The sequence below is a fragment of the Methylobacter arcticus genome (assembly GCF_050917435.1).
Taxonomy (GTDB): domain Bacteria; phylum Pseudomonadota; class Gammaproteobacteria; order Methylococcales; family Methylomonadaceae; genus Methylobacter_A; species Methylobacter_A titanis.
Genome location: NZ_CP159583.1, coordinates 2598112 through 2614388 on the forward strand (window position 1 = coordinate 2598112; position 16277 = coordinate 2614388).

Genomic DNA, 16277 nt, shown 5'->3' on the forward strand with positions numbered 1-16277 from the left:
ATTGCTTTGGTTTTCTACAGCGTAAATTAATTAATAAAAATTAAGCAAAAACCAGACCAAATATTAATTCATCTTCTTTTCAAGACCTTGAGAATAAGATGACAGGAAATTGACTGCCTATCCTTAACGCTGAAAATCATATTTGCGTAATTTTTCAACCAGCGTTGTACGTCTCATATTTAATCGTTTGGCGGCATGAGCCACCACCCCATTGCATTCGCTCAACGCCTGACGTATCAAATTGACCTCTAAAACATTCAAATATTCTTTTAAATCCATACCCTGTTCCGGTAACTGCGCTAATGCGGTAGATGCTCCATCAAAAGCGCCGACAACTTCAAGTTGCTCCTCGGACTGAGCGTTATCTTCTGCCTCTATATTAACCGCAACTGTATCATCAATTATTTGTTCAGCTAATGCCTCAGAAACGTTATATCGTTGAAATTTTTCCGGTAAATCAGCCGCTTCGACGAGTCCCTTAGGGTTAATAATAGCCAAACGTTCAATCAAATTCGCCAATTCTCTGACATTACCCGGCCATTCATACAGCATCAACACCGCCAATGCGGCATTGGTCAGTCGCACCGAGCCGCGATTGGACGCTTCCATACGAGCGATAAGGTCATTCACTAACAGCGGAATATCTTCAGCCCTGTGCTTTAACGCCGGTATTTCGATAGGAAAAACATTTAAACGATAAAACAGATCCTCCCGAAATCGGTTTGCTTTTATTTCATCTTCAAGAAATCGGTGTGTTGCGGCAATAATCCGCACATCGCAATGTAGGGTTTTGTTGCTGCCTACGCGTTCAAAGGTGCGTTCCTGCAAAATGCGCAATAATTTGACCTGCATAGCCTGAGGCATATCACCAATTTCGTCCAGAAAAAGAGTTCCGCCTTCCGCCATTTCAAAACGACCTTGCCGGGCGCTTAAAGCGCCGGTAAATGCCCCTTTCTCGTGACCAAACAGCTCGCTTTCCAGTAATTCACCCGGAATAGCGCCGCAATTGATCGGCACGAACGGCTTTTCTTTTCGAAAGGACGCGTCATGCAAAGCGCGGGCAACCACCTCTTTTCCTGTTCCTGATTCGCCAAGAATTAGCACCGTCGCATCGGATTCCGCAACTTGGTCAATCAACTTACGGATACCGACAATAGCTTGGCTCTTACCTTTTAGCCGCTCAACTGAAGACGAACGCCGATCAGACTTTTCGCGTACCGTAAAAGTCGTTTGCATACCGAATACTGACAGTTTATCGAGTATCGGCTTCAACACAGGATGCGTAGTCGGCCATTCCAACACCTGAAATACACTATGCGTAATTGCGGTAGAAACCTGGAGCAGAGTTCCTTTGTTAATTAACAAAATAACCGGGACATTATTCGCCCGTCCCACAATATCACTGAGCACAGTTGCTTGTCTTTCAATACCATCACCGGCAAAAACGCCACATAACTGATCGATTTCGCTAAAATGCGATATATAATCCGCTGAACCTGCGATTTCTATCCTGTATCCCATAAACTGAAAAATCGTCTCCAGTTGTTGAATTCTTGTTTTATTATCATCAATTAATAAAATACGCGGCAACGCCATATTTTTACACTCATTATTCACATTGAGGCCATTTAGATTTAAACCTTACACTTTCCGCCGTAATAATCATTGCGCCTCATTATCCAGCATCTTAAAAATAATCTATTTTAATTATTTAGCGATTTGTCAAAGTTAAGCATCGAATCGGTATCATATCAAAATTCTTTTTATTTCATACTGTTCTAAGATCTTTTTAATGTAGCTTACACAATTAAGCCAACCCGCAACTCAGATATGGGCTTGACAAAAATTTCTCATCATAGACACTAGAGTTGTTTTCACAACCCAGAGTACACTTTCTTTGAACGATATGTCCCTTAGTATGCTGTTTGGCATACTTGCAGCCATGCTTATTCTTTCTGCTTTTTTCTCAGGCTCGGAAACGGCCTTGATGTCACTAAATCGCTACCGTTTAAGACATCTAGTTAAACTAAAACATTCTGGCGCTATTAAAGCCACTACATTACTGCAAAGACCGGATCGCCTGCTCGGCTTGATTTTACTGGGCAATAACTTTGTTAATATTTTCGCATCCTCAATAGCAACTGTCATTGCCATTAAGCTTTACGCAAATGAAGAATCCAGTATCGCTATCGCCGCCGGAATTTTGACTATCGTAATACTTATCTTTTCAGAAGTAACCCCAAAAACATTTGCCGCTATAAAACCGGAGCTACTTGCCTTCCCTGCCGCCTGGATTTACACCCCTTTATTAAAATTATTTTACCCTATCGTTTGGTTCGTCAATTTATTTGCTAATCAATTACTCCGCATAGTCGGTGTCGATGCCCAAAAAAAACGCCATGACACACTTAATAAAGACGAATTAAAAAGCATTATTAGCGAATCGGAAAGCCTAATGCCCGCACGCTACCAAAAAATGCTGATGGGCATCCTTGATCTCGAGTCGGCGACTGTTGAAGACATCATGACCCCGCGCAATGAAATTTTTGGTATCGATCTTGAGATGTCGATTGAAGACATCATTACCCAAATAAAAATCAGCCCGCATACCCGCTTGCCCGTCTATAAAACCAGTATCGACAGAATTATCGGTTTTATCCATTTAAGAAAAATACTGATACTGATTAATCATGATGATTTTGACAAGCAAACCCTCATCAACTGCCTGGACAAACCTTCGTTTATCCCTGAGAGCACCCCGGTGCACAACCAAATGCATCGCTTTAAACATGAAAAAATCCGTATAGGTCTGGTGGTTGATGAATATGGCGATGTCCAGGGACTGGTTACGTTGGATGATTTGCTTCAGGAAATCGTAGGGGAACTGATCACGGACGATATCGCAGCAAGAGTCCAAAGTGACGGTAGCTATCTGGTTGACGCCAATATTACTATCAGGGAATTAAACCGCGTCAATCAATGGTCACTGCCTACGGAAGGACCAAAGACGCTTAACGGACTTATCATTGAGTTTATGGAAACCATACCCGAGACCGGAACCAGTATCAAACTGCATGGATACCCTCTGGAGATCATAAAACGGGATGAGAGTACCGTTAAACTGGTTAAATTTCTGCCGAAAAAAATAAACCTTTATCGCAATACCGAATAAGCGGTAAGCCAAAAAACGGAATTTCTTGAATAACTAAAATAATACCGCCTATAATCAAAGCTCGTTTAAATTACTAAAATTGAACACGAATGATGTGCTGGTTATTGACAACACATCCCTGCAATTATTTTTTAAGCCAAGCCCATGAATCCTATAGAAAACAACGATAACCGCTATTTCCACCGCATTCACTTCGCGGGAGAAGCCACTTTAAGCTGCGAAGAAAAGACTTGGAGCTGCGAAATTATTGATCTGTCCTTAAAAGGCTGTTTATTAGGCTTTGAGCTTCCCTGGCAACAAGATCTGGAAAAACTCTACACTCTCACCTTGCCGTTATCCGAAGAAACCCAAATAAAAATGGAACTGACCGCAACACATGTTGTAGGCAATAAGGTGGGCTTTAAATGCGAGCACATCGATATAGACAGTATTTCCGCGCTACGTCGGTTGGTTGAGCTTAATCTTGGTAACAGCGCCTTACTGGAAAGGGATTTGTTGGCGTTAAGCGAGTAAGAAAAATTAGGCTAAGGGCAAAAGCATGTTCCGTAGTCTTTTGCCCTTCGCCTTACTCTCACATCTCCGAAAGAATATCCAACGCCTCCGAAAGCGTAGAGACTCCTTGAATTTCCAGCCCCTCAATCGATTTCTTAGGCACATTTGCCTTCGGAATAACCGCTTTTTTGAAACCGTGTTTTGCCGCATCATTAAGTCGTGCATGACCATTAGCTACCGGCCTGATTTCACCGCTCAGGCCGATTTCCCCAAAAAAGAAAATATCATGCGGAATCACCTTGTCCCTCAGACTGGACACAACGCCCACCACAATGGCTAAATCGGAACTGGTTTCGGTCACCTTAATGCCGCCGACCACATTGGCATAAATCTCGTCATTTGCGGTAAAAATGCCGCCGTGCCGGGACAGCACGGCCAGTAACATCGCCAGACGATTTTGATCGAAACCCACCGCCAGCCGCCTAGGATTACCATACTGGCATTCGGTCACCAGCGCCTGAATTTCAACCAGAAGCGGCCGAGTCCCTTCCCACAGCACAGTCACCACGCTGCCCGAGGACGGCTTATCCGGCCGGTTTAAAAACATCGCCGAGGGATTTTTAACTTCTTTAAGCCCGGTGCTGTCCATCGCAAAAAAACCCAACTCGCCGACGCTGCCGAAACGGTTTTTATCCGCCCTTAACACCCTGAATCGGGCGTCATCGGTCGATCCCAGCATCACTTGAGTATCGACAATGTGGCTCAAAGTCATCGGCCCCGCCAGCGATTGATCCTTGGTCACATGGCCAACCATAAATATCGACACATCATGCTTTTTGGCATATTGGGTCAAATAACTGGCCGACTCCCTGACTTGAGAAATCGAACCCGGCGCCGATTCCGTATCCTGGGTATGCATCACCTGGATCGAGTCTATGACCAGAATTTTCGGCTTGACCTCATCCAATACATCGCAGATGCGTTGCACCGACGTTTCGGCCAGCATCATGATTTTGTCCGCAGGCAGCTTAAGCCGATGCGCGCGTTCGGCAATCTGCTGCAGCGACTCTTCGCCGGAAACATAGAGCACGCTGACTCCGCGCGCGGCAATATTGGCAATCGCTTGCAGCAACAGCGTACTCTTGCCCGCTCCAGGCGCTCCGCCGATCAGCACCACGCTGCCGCAGACTATCCCTCCGCCCAGAACACGGTCGAATTCGGAAATGCCGCTAAAAATCCGCTCCGCTTGGGAAAGATTAACATCCGATAATAATTTGACCTCAGACCGGCTACCGGCATAACCTGCCGTACGGCTATTATGCTGGGTTGTTGCTCCGCCCAGCCTGATCTCCTTAATAGTATTCCATTCACCGCAACTGGTACATTGTCCGCCCCAGCGGGGATAATCGGCACCACACTGATCGCAGACAAACGCAGTCTTGCTTTTCTTGCTCATGGTTTTTCCCGTTCCAGCAAGCGCTGGTATTCAAGTTTATCGGGCTTACCCTGAAGATACGAAGCGCCAGGATCGACAATAAACCGGGTATCCATTGCCGTGCGCCCCAGCAACATACGAAAACGCATGCTGTCCCGATTGGTCAAGGTCATTTCAGCCCGGATCACCGACTGCCCCAAAAACAACTGGGTTTCTATCACATAACGACGCTGTTTATGGCCGCCGGAATCCATAACCAAACGACGGTCTTTAATCGGAGCATGACATTCAATCATCACATCGCAACGTTTTTGCAAAGGATGAATCGCAAACATCAGCCAGCGTTGCCCGCCCTTTCGATAAGGCTCGATAGCGAACGCATGCAAAGCCGACGAGCGCGCTCCGGTGTCGATTTTCGCCTTAATCTTCGCCAGCTTAAGTTCCGGCAGCGCCACCCATTCGCGCCAGCCCAGCATCGGTTTATCTATCATCTGTGTAAAGCCTTATTCTAAAGTTATACTGTATCCAAACAACGGTCGGAACATCGGTAAAATGTGCGCCATTATGCTTGAATAGACCAAGCGGATAAAATATATATCAAAAAGGATAACCATGTCTGAATCATTGAGTTACGCTTCCGAAAAGTCAGGTTTGCCGCCCGGCTCTCTGGTGCATGTCGGCGAAGTGCATAAACACGAACATAAAATCACCGTCATTGATTACAATAAATCAACGCTAACCCAACGCACCATCAAATCCATCGAAGAACTGCTGCCCTACAAGACTACCGATACAATCACCTGGGTGATTATCGACGGCCTAAAAGACGTTTCAATTATTGACGCGATCGGACAACATTTCGATATTCATGTGCTAGTGCTTGAAGACATTCTTAACACCCACCAACGCCCAAAATTCGAGGAATTTGACGATTATTTGTATATTGTCATCAAAGCGATTGCGCTAGCTGATGAATTCAATGTGGAATACGAACAAGTCAGTTTATTGCTGTTAAATAAATTCGTTTTCACCTTCAAGGAAAAGCCCGACGCTATATTCGAGCCGCTCTTAAGCCGACTTAACAACGATAAAAGCCAGCTCAGGAATCTTGGCTCGGATTACCTTACCTATGTGATCATGGATGCCATAGTCGACGAGTATTTTACCCTGCAAGATATTTTCGATGAACTGGTTGAAAACGTTGAAGATGAATTACTGACCAATCCCTCGGCGCAAACCCTGAACACCATCCAGAAAATAAAACGTGAATTGATTTTTTTACGCCGAAGCGTATCGCCCATGCGGGAATTGCTGGCCTCGATTCAGCGTAGCGAGTCGCCGCTGCTTAATGACAAAACCAAACGCTACTTCGGCGATGTTTACGACCATGTCATTCGAGTGACTGAAGCGATGGAATCCTACCGGGATTTAATCGCCGGCATGCTGGACATATATTTATCCAGCGTCAGCAACAAAATGAACGAAACCATGAAAGTGCTGACCGTGTTTGCATCCATCTTTATTCCGTTAACCTTCATCGCCGGCGTCTACGGCATGAATTTCGAGTACATGCCGGAACTGAAATGGAAATGGGGCTACCCGGCATTGTGGGCGGTATTTATCGGCGTGTCGGTATTTTTGCTCAGGTTTTTCAAGAAAAAGCACTGGCTTTAGCACCGTAAAATTTACCGACATGTACCGATTCTAAGTCTGTAGACTTAAAGTGGACCCCGTACCAATGTTTCGTTATCGTCAGCTCAGAGCCAATTTTCTGCTTTGTAACACGGGCAATCCCCGGCTTGATACGAACATCGCCGGAGCTCTTGCCAACTTTCGTTTTAACTTTGTCGGCACAGAAACATGAACGAAATTTCAATTCAGCGCTTACGCACACATGTCGATGAACTTGCCGGTAACATCGGCGAGCATAATGTTTTTCATCCGGATGCGCTCCATGCGGCGGAGGCTTATATTACGCAAGAATGGCGGCAGCAAGGCTATGACGTCCGCAAGCAGACTTATACCGCGCAAGGTATCGAATGCGCCAGTCTTGAAATTACCCGCCCCGGCAGCAGCACCGATGTCATGCTGATCGGCGCTCATTACGATTCAGTCTTCGGCAGTCCGGGCGCTAACGATAACGGCAGCGGCGTTGCCGCGTTGCTGGAACTTTCCCTCCTGTTCCAGGATGTTGCGCCTGAAACCAGCCTGCGTTTTGTCGCGTTTGTGAATGAAGAACCCCCTTTTTTCTTCTGGCCCGGCATGGGCAGCATGGCGTATGCCAAAGCCGCCAGGCAACGCAGGGATCCGATACGCTTTATGATCTCGCTGGAGACCGTCGGCTATTATCGGAATCAGCGAGGCAGTCAAACTTATCCGCCCTTGCTGAAGTATTTTTATTCCGATACCGGTAATTTTATTGCGTTCGTTTCTAACTTGCGCTCCCGGCACATCTTGCGGGACTGCGTTCGGGCGTTTTCCTCGGCGACGGATTTTCCGGTGCAATCCATCGCCGCTCCGGCCATTGTGCCGGGAATGTCCTTGAGCGATCAGCTGGTATTTTGGCGGCACGGTTACAAGGCTTTGATGATTACCGATACCGCTTTCTATCGTTACCCCTATTATCATACGGCTCAGGATACGCCGGATAAGCTCGATTATGAGCCGTTTACAGAAATGACTAAGGAGCTGTTTTTGATGTTATGCCGGTTGGCGAACGCAATACAATAAAGCCCGGAACCGCTCAGTTAACCATTGCCGATAACCCCGAGGTTTCGATATGGATGAAGAATTACCCTGTACTCTGATCACCTGGGAAGGTGTCTACAGTTTATGCCGCCGACTGGCTCAACAATTGCGCAAGGCAAATTTCCGGATCGATGCCATCGTCGCCATAGCGCGAGGCGGTTATATACCCGGACGGCTTGTGTCGGACATGCTCGGCATCCATGACCTAACCGGCTTCAAAATCGAGCATTATCAAGGCGCTTACAAACAGCATCAGGCCTATGTTAAGTACCCGTTAAATGCCGACATCAACGGGCGAAACGTCCTGCTGTTGGACGATGTCTGCGATAGCGGCGATACCTTCACCGTGGGCGTCGAGCATCTCCGGCACTGCGGCAAGGCGAACGAAATGCGCACAGCCGCCATGCACCTTAAAACCGTTTCCAGCTATATTCCCGACTTTTACGTCGAAACGGTCAGCGAATGGCGATGGCTGATCTATCCCTGGGCGGTTAATGAAGATTTGTCGAGCATGATTGCGAAAATGCGGCTCGATAATCCCGACGCGGCCTTGCTGCAACAGGAAATCAAGCAGCGGCATGGCATCGATGTAACCGGCAGGCAGATAGAAGATGCGCTGATGTTGCTAAAGCAATAGAGACTGTGAAAGTATCGTTTTTTGATCAAAATTTAAAAACTCACCACGAAGGCACGAAGGGCACGAAGTTTTCAATATATTGAATCAATTGTTTTTCTTCGTGTACTTCGTGCCTTCGTGGTAAATAATGCTTTTTCCCCGTTCAACATGAGGTCTTGTACATCATGGTAACCAATAAAGAAATCGCTGCGAAACTGCGCCAAATCGCCGCCTTACTGGATGAACAGAGAGCCAATCCTTTCCGGGTCAGCGCTTATCTGAATGCCGCCAAGACCATCGACACCATGACCGAACCTGTCGAGGATTTACTGGGCCGCGAGGGTTTTTCGGCGTTGCTGGAACTACCCGGAATCGGCGAAGGCATTGCCAGATCCATTAACGAATATGTCGTGACCGGGCGCATGAGCCGTTTGGAAAGCTTGCAGTCAGGTCATGATCCGATCGCATTATTCGAACAGATTCCGGGCATCGGCCCCAAGTCGGCGCACCGGATTATTGAAACGCTGCATATCGACACCCTGGAAGCCCTGGAACTGGCGGCGCATAACGGCCGCTTAAACAAAGTCCCCGGCTTCAGCACCAAAAAAATCGCCCTGGTGCAAACCTGGCTTGCCCATGTCCTGGGTTTTCGCAGGCCGCGTTTCGAAGCGCAGCAAACCATTGCAGAGCCGCCGGTCGAATTATTGTTGAAAATAGACGAACAATACCGCAAAAAAGCGCAAGCCGGAGAGCTGCCGACTATAGCGCCGAAACGTTTCAACCCGACTGGCGAAGCCTGGCTGCCCATTTTGCATGCAAGCCGGAAGGGTTGGCATTTTACCGCTTTGTATTCGAATACCGAGCGCGCTCACCAACTGGATCGCGTCAAAGACTGGGTGGTGATTTCTTTTTACGATGATAGTCACCACGAGGGCCAGCATACCGTCGTCACCGAAACGCGAGGCCCTGCAACCGGCCGGAGGATAGTCAGGGGCCGCGAAAAAGAATGTAACGAATATTATGCGGAACTTGCGGACTAAACTCTCCACTGCCGATCGCTATCGGGTGGAGATGGTGTCATATCCTATAGGGCTTGAGCCAGTAAAACGCATTCACTTATTCAAAATCAAGACCAGCCTTTCTCCACGCCTTTGCTCCTCCATCAAGATTGAATAAATTACGGTAGCCTAATTCATAAAGCGACCTTGCCGCAGCATTTCCCATCGGTCCGCCTTCGCAATACAAATAGATAACTGTATTTTTATCTGTGGGAAATTTGTCTTTGTATTTCTCGATTTCGTTGTAAGGAATAAAAAGGTCAGTGCCTTTTATATGCTGCTGTTCGGGCGTGTGAACGTCAACAAGGAATATATCCTCTTGTTGCATGATTCGGTTTAATTCAGTCGCGGTTATCACTTTCAGATAGTCCGGCTGTTGAAACGCGCAGCCGGCAACGATGAAAATAATAGCGATGATGGAATATAGTAGTTTTTTCATAACCAGCCTCGAAATTCATAAAAATAAACAACTCATTGATAGAAAAGTGCCCTGTAAAAATGTCAACTCATTCATACCGGGCGGCCGAGTGATTCAGAGATTGCTTTAACTGAAAATCACGGTAAATTGAAGAAGAATCATGACTATTTGAAATGAGTATTCCTCGTTCCCACGCTCTGCGTGGGAATGCGTACCTGCGCCTCACCATAGCTTACAAACATCCAGCAAGCCGTCCTCTCCTGCATAGTTTCTGGCGCTGGAATAGCGCCAATGCTCAGGCTTGTCCACATATCCGCATTTTACAGGATTTTGGTGGATATAATCGACTTTCTGCCGCATCATCGCATCCGACTGAATCAGCTCAGGGTGAACGCCTTCCTGCCAAAACTGATAGCCTCGGTCGATTTTATGGGCTTTTTTATAAAAAGCGAGCTGGTCAAGAAGCGTCTTAACATTATTATCACCAAGATAAACAATCAATTGTCTGGCCGTGTAGGATTTAAACCGCGCAATATCTCTATCCAACTGCGGACTCTGTGCAACGAGATGCAAGTGATTTTCAAGAATCACGTAAGCATAGATTTTTAGCCCTTCTGCACTCAGGTGACGCAATGAATCGAGCACAATGTTTACCGTATCCGGACGAGTAAATACGGGTATCCAATGCAACACAGTTACCGTCATAAAATGCGGCAAACCTGGATCGGTAAATTGATAGCGACTTCTACCCATGTATTATTCCCCCGTACGTTTGATTTACTTCCTTTTGACTCATTGCTCCGCCTTGAAACCTCTTGCTATAGGCTGAGCACAGAGGCTGGTTTGAGACTGAGTATGCGTTCCCACGCGGAGCGTGGGAACGAGGTGCAGCCAAAGGTTTTCCAGTTGTTCTTCGTTCATTGTTCTACTCCATCTTGTTTAATCCTCTGTAACACCGCTTTACCTGTCGGCGTTATTCGATATTGTTGCAATTTGCTTTGGGGTTTATCAGGCAATGTCATTTCGATCAGTCCTTGTTCGAGTGCGGGTTGTAGATAAGCCTGACGGAATGATTTTCTATCCGCCAGCCCTAATTGCTGCTGTAATTGCTCGCGGCTCATTGAGACTAGCAGCATTTGCAGCAACTTAACAACTTGGGGGGTAACTTGGGGGGTAACTTGAGGGGTGCCATGGGGGTATCTGCCGTATCCACAGACGCTAACGCCTCTTTAACGCGCTGCAACATAAACACAATAAAAGCAGCGCTATCAGTTTGGGCGGTGCTTTGATTTAACGCCCGGTAATACCCGGCCTGATGCTGATGCACCCTGCTTTCCACCGGAATATAAGCAAATACCGGCTGCCAGTGCGACAGCAACAAGGTTTGCCATAACCGCCCGATACGGCCATTGCCATCGGCAAAGGGATGAATAAATTCAAACTCGTAGTGAAAAACAGAACTGACAATCAGCGGATGATCTGCGGTTGTCGCCAGCCAGGAAAATAACTCATCCATTAAGCGCGGCACCTGGCTTGCAGGCGGTGCCATATGCAACACCGCGCTACCGGCCATTACCCCAACACCGTCGGCACGGTAATTACCTGCACTGTCAATCAAGCCTTTCATTAACAGCCGATGAGCCGCCAATAAATCGGCCTGCTGACTACCCTGCCAGTTAGGCAGTTGCTCGTAAGCCGCTAAGGCGTTGCCGGCTTCCAAAATCTCGCGCGGCGGGGCGATGACCCGCTTGCCGTCTAAAATGGCGGTGACTTGTGCTTCCGTCAGCGTATTGCCTTCAATGGCCAACGAACCGGTCACCGTGCGAATACGGTTTATCCGGCGTAGTTTCAGTTGCTGCTCCTGATCCAGTTGCACAGTCAAGCGCCCAATATGCTCGCTGATGTCGGCCACCAGGGAGACGATTTCGCTGATCAGGGTGAACGGCGGTTGGTAACTAGACATGGTTTATTCCTGACTCCGTTGTTTCCACTAATTCGCCATTTAGACACTCACCTCATCAGTCACCTTAACCGCTTGGCTTAGGTCGATTTCACCGGAGAGGAGTTTGGGGAGAAGGTTGTCGCGGAGTTCAGCAAGTGTAATTGATTCACTATTTATTACACTTAATGAATTTAATAATGGATTAATTCGCTTATTAAATTTCAAGAAAACATCATCATTATTTGGTGATGCAATGACATAGTTAGCCATATCATTCCATGATGCTCTAGGCATTCGTGTACCTGTGCTTCTAAGATTTGCATGTTCTACAAAATTAGGGCTGAACGTTTGCAATATAACGAAAGCAGAATAGAAACTTCTTTTAGGTCTAATAACTAAAATGTCTGTAGAACAAATTCCATTTATGGGTGCTATTGAAACCTTGTGAAAATAAGGCCTCAATTTTCCAAACAAGACATCGCCTTTAATAAAAGCTGATTTATTACTCCCAATATCACCACCACTTCCCCATCTGCGTAGAGTTAATGAAATTCTATCAATATGTTCTAAACCGATATAGATTTCATGGTCTTTAGTGTTTTCAGCTTTTATAGATTCACGTACATTCTGAGCAAATTTTGAAAAGTCCTGAGTATTCCACCCCTCCGGTATTTCACCCAATTCCGAATCCTGCATGGCTACAGGGAATAAGGCGGCGGTTTGGGCGAGTTCGGCGTAGGCGTCAGGTTGTTCGGTTTGCAATCGGATTAACGCTGCTTTGTCTTTGCCGGAAATTGCACATATGGCGACGCATTCGGCTTCCTCAGCGGTTCCGCCTGCTTCCAACACCGCCATTTTGGCTTTGACCGGCTCAAAATCGACAAACCAGCTTTTAAAGACCGCTTGGGCAATGGCTTCTAGGGTTTGGTTGGTTTGGGTATTGATGTCAATTTTGAGGTCAAGAATTTCTAAATTATCAGCAATAGACTTTTGTATCGAGATAGGTGGCTTACAAACCTCTAAAGACTCAATCATTCCTTTGGTTAATGCATTACGCGTTGCTCCGATACTTGCAATGGACAGCAGCAAGTCTTGCACCGTAGGCGAAACCAATAAATAACGTAAGTATCTTGAGTCGAACTTTTCTGGATCAGGACGTATTATTGCAACATGTTGATTAACTCTTGCGGGTATGTATTCATTTTTGGCTAAACAAACACGAGCCACAGAATCGCCGGTTATATTGAGTAAAATGTCATTTTCTTCAACTACGACATTTTTTAATTTATCGGCAGACTCTTGTGTTATATAGACTAAACCATTAGGTTTAAACCCATCATTATGAACATTCTGACTACGAATAAGGCAAATATCACCTTGTTCGATGTAGACGTTAGCTCCCCCATTAGGTGTTGAACCACTGCCGACTTTCGCACAGAAATCACCTAGTCGTACCACAGGCCAATCAGCACTCATAATTCTGTCATATCTGCGCTAGTTCCCAAGCTCCAGCTTGGGAATTCAGTGCAGGAAGCTCCAACTTCCCGTCTCGCGAAGCTGGAGCTTTTCCTCGTTCCCACGCGCCGCGTGGGAACGCAGTGCTGGACGCGCTGCGTCCCGTATACGCAATACGCTAGTCGTGACTCGCGGCGCAGCGCGCCTTGACTGCATTCCCACGTAGCACGTGAGAACGAGGTGAACTGACCGGCTAGCGCTTTACTGCTTGCCATTCGACAGGCTACATTAATGCTCATTCCCTGACCTCCCAGTAGCCGCCCTTGGCCGGACCGATACGCTTTATTTTTCTCGTTCCCACGCGCCGCGTGGGAATGCAGTGCCGGACGCGCTGCGTCCCGTATACCCCATCCCTCCCTCCCAACCCCGCCTGAAACGTTTGGCGTTGGTTAAGAGTAGCCATGTACTCAGGCATTGCATAAACGTCTGGAACGGGGTTGCAAACCCCGTTCCGCCTATTCGACAAAATGCCTATGCTAGCTTGAGCGCCCGACTGTCTGAGCTGTTCAGCCACGGGTTTTGCTTGAGGGGTGCGAAAATTGAGGGCTACATTAATACTCACTCCATGACCTCCCAGTAGCCGCCCTTTGCCGGGCCGATACGCTTTATTCGATTCTGGGCTTGCAGGCTTTTTAAATTCCGCTCAATGGTGCGCGTACTAACCTCTACAAGCTTTGACAGTTCATCAATGGTGATATTGGGGTTGGCCTGGATAAATCGCACTATTTTCTCCGACATTTTCTCCGACATTTTCTCCGAACCTGTTACTGGTTCGGTGTTGCTGATTGTTGAACGGTAGAGCTCCCAATCAACAAAGTCGCCGCGCTCCTGAATCTTCGGTTCAGGGTTACCGGCTTCTTTACAGAGTTTCTTGATCCGACTAATGCCGCTACCCCATTGTTCAATATAATTCAGTTCTTTAAAAACTCGTGCTAAAACACGGTTGCGAATTTCAGAACGGCCTTCCCGCAAATCACTTTCCATCAAACCATTAGGTAAACCACTAGGGGAGACAATGTTAAGCAAGTCGTCGTAGATACCAACCTTAATATCACGACCAAAATTGCTGTAGTCTCGATGCAGAACCGCATTTACTAAGGCTTCCCGAATGGCTGGAATGGGGATTTCGTAAGTTTCGGTACGCTGTAGTCCTAAGATTTCAGCTTTTAAATGCAAGTGGTTTTTTATAAATAGCTCCGCCTGCTGAAGCTGATTGAATAAATCGCCACGGTATTCTTTTTTATCGAGGAATTAAAGTGGACCCCATTGTCCAGACAAATAATGCCTTAATTTAAGATAGAGGCCTGTTCACACTCCAGCTGAATGGCGCTGTCCCAATTTTTTGATACGGGAACTGATATTTCTGCCGCCCCGTATTTATCCACGATCATTGCACCGCCACCCCTAGCTGTTTGGTAAACCACACTGGGTGTTTCATAGCCCAATGATTGATGACGCCGCTCTTCATTATAAAACATGAAGTAGTCGGTCAATCCCATCAGCAAGCTCTGTACACTGTCATGCTGCTTCAAATAGACTTCTTCATATTTCACCGTTCTCCAGAGCCGCTCGACAAAAATATTGTCCAGTGCGCGACCACGCCCATCCATGCTGATCGTGATGCCGCTGTTGAGCAGCGCGCCAGTAAAAGCATCGCTGGTGAATTGCGATCCCTGGTCACTATTGAAGATCTCAGGCATCCCGTAGGCCTTGATGGCTTCTTCCAAACAGTCGACACAGAATCCCGCATCCATGGTGTTCGACAACCGTCAGGAAAGTATTTTGCGGCTATACCAGTCGATGATTGCCACCAAATAAACGAAGCCGCGCGGTAGCCGGATATAAGTAATATCAGTGCTCCATACTTGATTGGGGCGAATGATGTCGATGCCCCTTAACAGATAGGGATAAATCTTATGTTGCGGATGCGGCTTACCGGTATTGGGGCCAGGGGTCATCCCAGCCAGGCCTAGCGTTTGCATCAAGCGCTGAACTCGTTTGCGATTAACCCTGTGCCCAAGTCCGCATAAGTATTTCGTCATACGCCGTGAGCCATAAAAGGGGTGCCGCGTATACTCTTCATCGAGCAACTGCAACAACAGGCATTCATCTTCATCAACGGCTTTCAGTAAACGCTTTTTATGGGCATAGACGACCGAGCGCGTAACCTGGAGCAGCTTGCATTGCAGGGATAGCGCCATTGTATTATCCGGTGCTATCCACGATTGCCGCTCATCTATAGGCTGAGTCCAGACTTTTTTTTAAGCCAGTCCAATTCCATGTTCAATTGCCCGATTTTGGCATACAGCCGATCCGGATCGCTCTGTGCATCGGTAGGCTTCGGTCCCCGCTTACCATCAAACAGGCTGCCTGCATTGTCCATCAATTCCTTTTTCCATTGACTAACCTGAGTCGGATGGACGTTGTTATCCTGGGCAATCTCATTGATGGCCTTTATGCCTCGAACCGCTTCCAAGGCGATCTTGGCTTTTTGCGCCCTTGTATAAATCTTCCGTTTGCTTTCGCTCATTTCCTGCTTCTCATTTATCGACAGAGCATAGCTTAAACTATTGTCCGGTTTTCGGGGTCCACTATAGAATACCGCCATAGTACGGCCTTTAAAACGGCTGCATTTGATTTCAACATGCTCGTAATGACCCAACAAAATCAGCAAACCGTGACTGGGATAGAGTTGCCCATGATCATCGAAAATGAGTTTGAGATTACGCATTTTTTCTTGCGTAAGGACTTTACCCGCCGCCAGAAAAGCATCTTGTAACGGTTTGGTATCGAGCGTGTTTAATGGCTGTTGATAGTTGATTTGCTCATCAAAGCTTTGCTTGAGACGCTGAAGTTCTAACGACAGAATGTATTCCTCCGA

The 16277-nt window shown here is 46.9% G+C and carries 16 protein-coding genes and 1 pseudogene; 6 read left to right on the top strand and 11 right to left on the bottom strand.

Going from position 1 to position 16277, the window contains the following annotated elements; translation table 11 throughout:
* Window positions 1–123: 123 nt before the first annotated feature.
* Window positions 124–1596 carry a sigma-54 dependent transcriptional regulator gene (locus ABXJ76_RS12335; protein ID WP_432740862.1) on the bottom strand — a complete coding sequence of 491 codons (1473 nt, stop codon included), beginning with the start codon at window positions 1594–1596 and terminating at the stop codon, window positions 124–126.
* A 301-nt stretch (window positions 1597–1897) separates the two neighbouring features.
* Here ABXJ76_RS12335 and ABXJ76_RS12340 point away from each other — a divergent pair, with 301 nt between their 5' ends.
* Both ABXJ76_RS12340 and ABXJ76_RS12345 read left to right on the top strand, forming a co-directional pair.
* Window positions 1898–3172, top strand: coding sequence for an HlyC/CorC family transporter (locus ABXJ76_RS12340; protein WP_432740864.1), 1275 nt, complete (start codon window positions 1898–1900; stop codon window positions 3170–3172).
* A 144-nt stretch (window positions 3173–3316) separates the two neighbouring features.
* On the top strand, window positions 3317–3685 hold the full coding sequence (locus ABXJ76_RS12345; RefSeq protein ID WP_432740866.1) for a PilZ domain-containing protein: 369 nt from the start codon (window positions 3317–3319) through the stop codon (window positions 3683–3685).
* Between the two features lie 58 nt (window positions 3686–3743).
* On the opposite strand, the gene radA is transcribed toward ABXJ76_RS12345, so the two are convergent.
* Entirely contained in the window at window positions 3744–5120 is a 1377-nt protein-coding gene (radA, locus tag ABXJ76_RS12350) for a DNA repair protein RadA (protein WP_432740868.1), read from the bottom strand.
* Window positions 5117–5590, bottom strand: coding sequence for an ATP-dependent zinc protease family protein (locus ABXJ76_RS12355; protein ID WP_432740870.1), 474 nt, complete (start codon window positions 5588–5590; stop codon window positions 5117–5119). The genes radA and ABXJ76_RS12355 overlap by 4 nt, the downstream gene beginning before the upstream one ends.
* Before the next feature lie 121 nt (window positions 5591–5711).
* Here ABXJ76_RS12355 and corA point away from each other — a divergent pair, with 121 nt between their 5' ends.
* From corA to ABXJ76_RS12375, 4 genes are all read left to right on the top strand, one after another.
* A complete protein-coding gene (corA, locus tag ABXJ76_RS12360; protein WP_432740871.1) occupies window positions 5712–6773 on the top strand; it encodes a magnesium/cobalt transporter CorA in 1062 nt (353 codons plus the stop codon).
* A 186-nt stretch (window positions 6774–6959) separates the two neighbouring features.
* Window positions 6960–7829, top strand: coding sequence for a M28 family peptidase (locus tag ABXJ76_RS12365; protein WP_432740873.1), 870 nt, complete (start codon window positions 6960–6962; stop codon window positions 7827–7829).
* Window positions 7830–7878: 49 nt separating this feature from the next.
* Window positions 7879–8484 (top strand): phosphoribosyltransferase, encoded by a 606-nt coding sequence (locus ABXJ76_RS12370; RefSeq protein ID WP_432740875.1) that lies wholly within the window; start codon window positions 7879–7881, stop codon window positions 8482–8484.
* A gap of 164 nt (window positions 8485–8648) precedes the next feature.
* Complete coding sequence (locus ABXJ76_RS12375; RefSeq protein ID WP_432740876.1) at window positions 8649–9503, top strand: helix-hairpin-helix domain-containing protein; 855 nt, start codon at window positions 8649–8651, stop codon at window positions 9501–9503.
* 76 nt (window positions 9504–9579) lie between these two features.
* Here the strand turns inward: ABXJ76_RS12375 and ABXJ76_RS12380 are convergent, their stop codons facing one another.
* The 8 genes and pseudogenes from ABXJ76_RS12380 to ABXJ76_RS12415 all read right to left on the bottom strand — a co-directional run bounded on the left by ABXJ76_RS12380 (window position 9580) and on the right by ABXJ76_RS12415 (window position 15926).
* Window positions 9580–9960 carry a rhodanese-like domain-containing protein gene (locus ABXJ76_RS12380; RefSeq protein WP_432740877.1) on the bottom strand — a complete coding sequence of 127 codons (381 nt, stop codon included), beginning with the start codon at window positions 9958–9960 and terminating at the stop codon, window positions 9580–9582.
* Window positions 9961–10161: 201 nt separating this feature from the next.
* Entirely contained in the window at window positions 10162–10692 is a 531-nt protein-coding gene (locus tag ABXJ76_RS12385; protein ID WP_432740879.1) for an REP-associated tyrosine transposase, read from the bottom strand.
* A 39-nt stretch (window positions 10693–10731) separates the two neighbouring features.
* Window positions 10732–10860, bottom strand: coding sequence for a hypothetical protein (locus ABXJ76_RS12390; protein WP_432740881.1), 129 nt, complete (start codon window positions 10858–10860; stop codon window positions 10732–10734).
* Window positions 10857–11075: a Fic family protein gene (locus tag ABXJ76_RS12395; RefSeq protein WP_432740883.1), complete on the bottom strand. Its 219-nt coding sequence runs from the start codon at window positions 11073–11075 to the stop codon at window positions 10857–10859. The genes ABXJ76_RS12390 and ABXJ76_RS12395 overlap by 4 nt, the downstream gene beginning before the upstream one ends.
* Window positions 11066–11902: a Fic family protein gene (locus ABXJ76_RS12400; RefSeq protein ID WP_432740884.1), complete on the bottom strand. Its 837-nt coding sequence runs from the start codon at window positions 11900–11902 to the stop codon at window positions 11066–11068. Before ABXJ76_RS12400 ends, ABXJ76_RS12395 begins: the two co-directional genes overlap by 10 nt.
* A 39-nt stretch (window positions 11903–11941) precedes the next feature.
* Window positions 11942–13357, bottom strand: a complete 1416-nt coding sequence (locus ABXJ76_RS12405) for a restriction endonuclease subunit S (RefSeq protein WP_432740886.1) — start codon at window positions 13355–13357, stop codon at window positions 11942–11944.
* 597 nt (window positions 13358–13954) lie between these two features.
* Window positions 13955–14572: an ATP-binding protein gene (locus ABXJ76_RS12410; RefSeq protein WP_432740887.1), complete on the bottom strand. Its 618-nt coding sequence runs from the start codon at window positions 14570–14572 to the stop codon at window positions 13955–13957.
* Window positions 14573–14682: 110 nt separating this feature from the next.
* Window positions 14683–15926 (bottom strand): annotated as a pseudogene (locus ABXJ76_RS12415) (IS3 family transposase).
* Window positions 15927–16277: the final 351 nt, after the last annotated feature.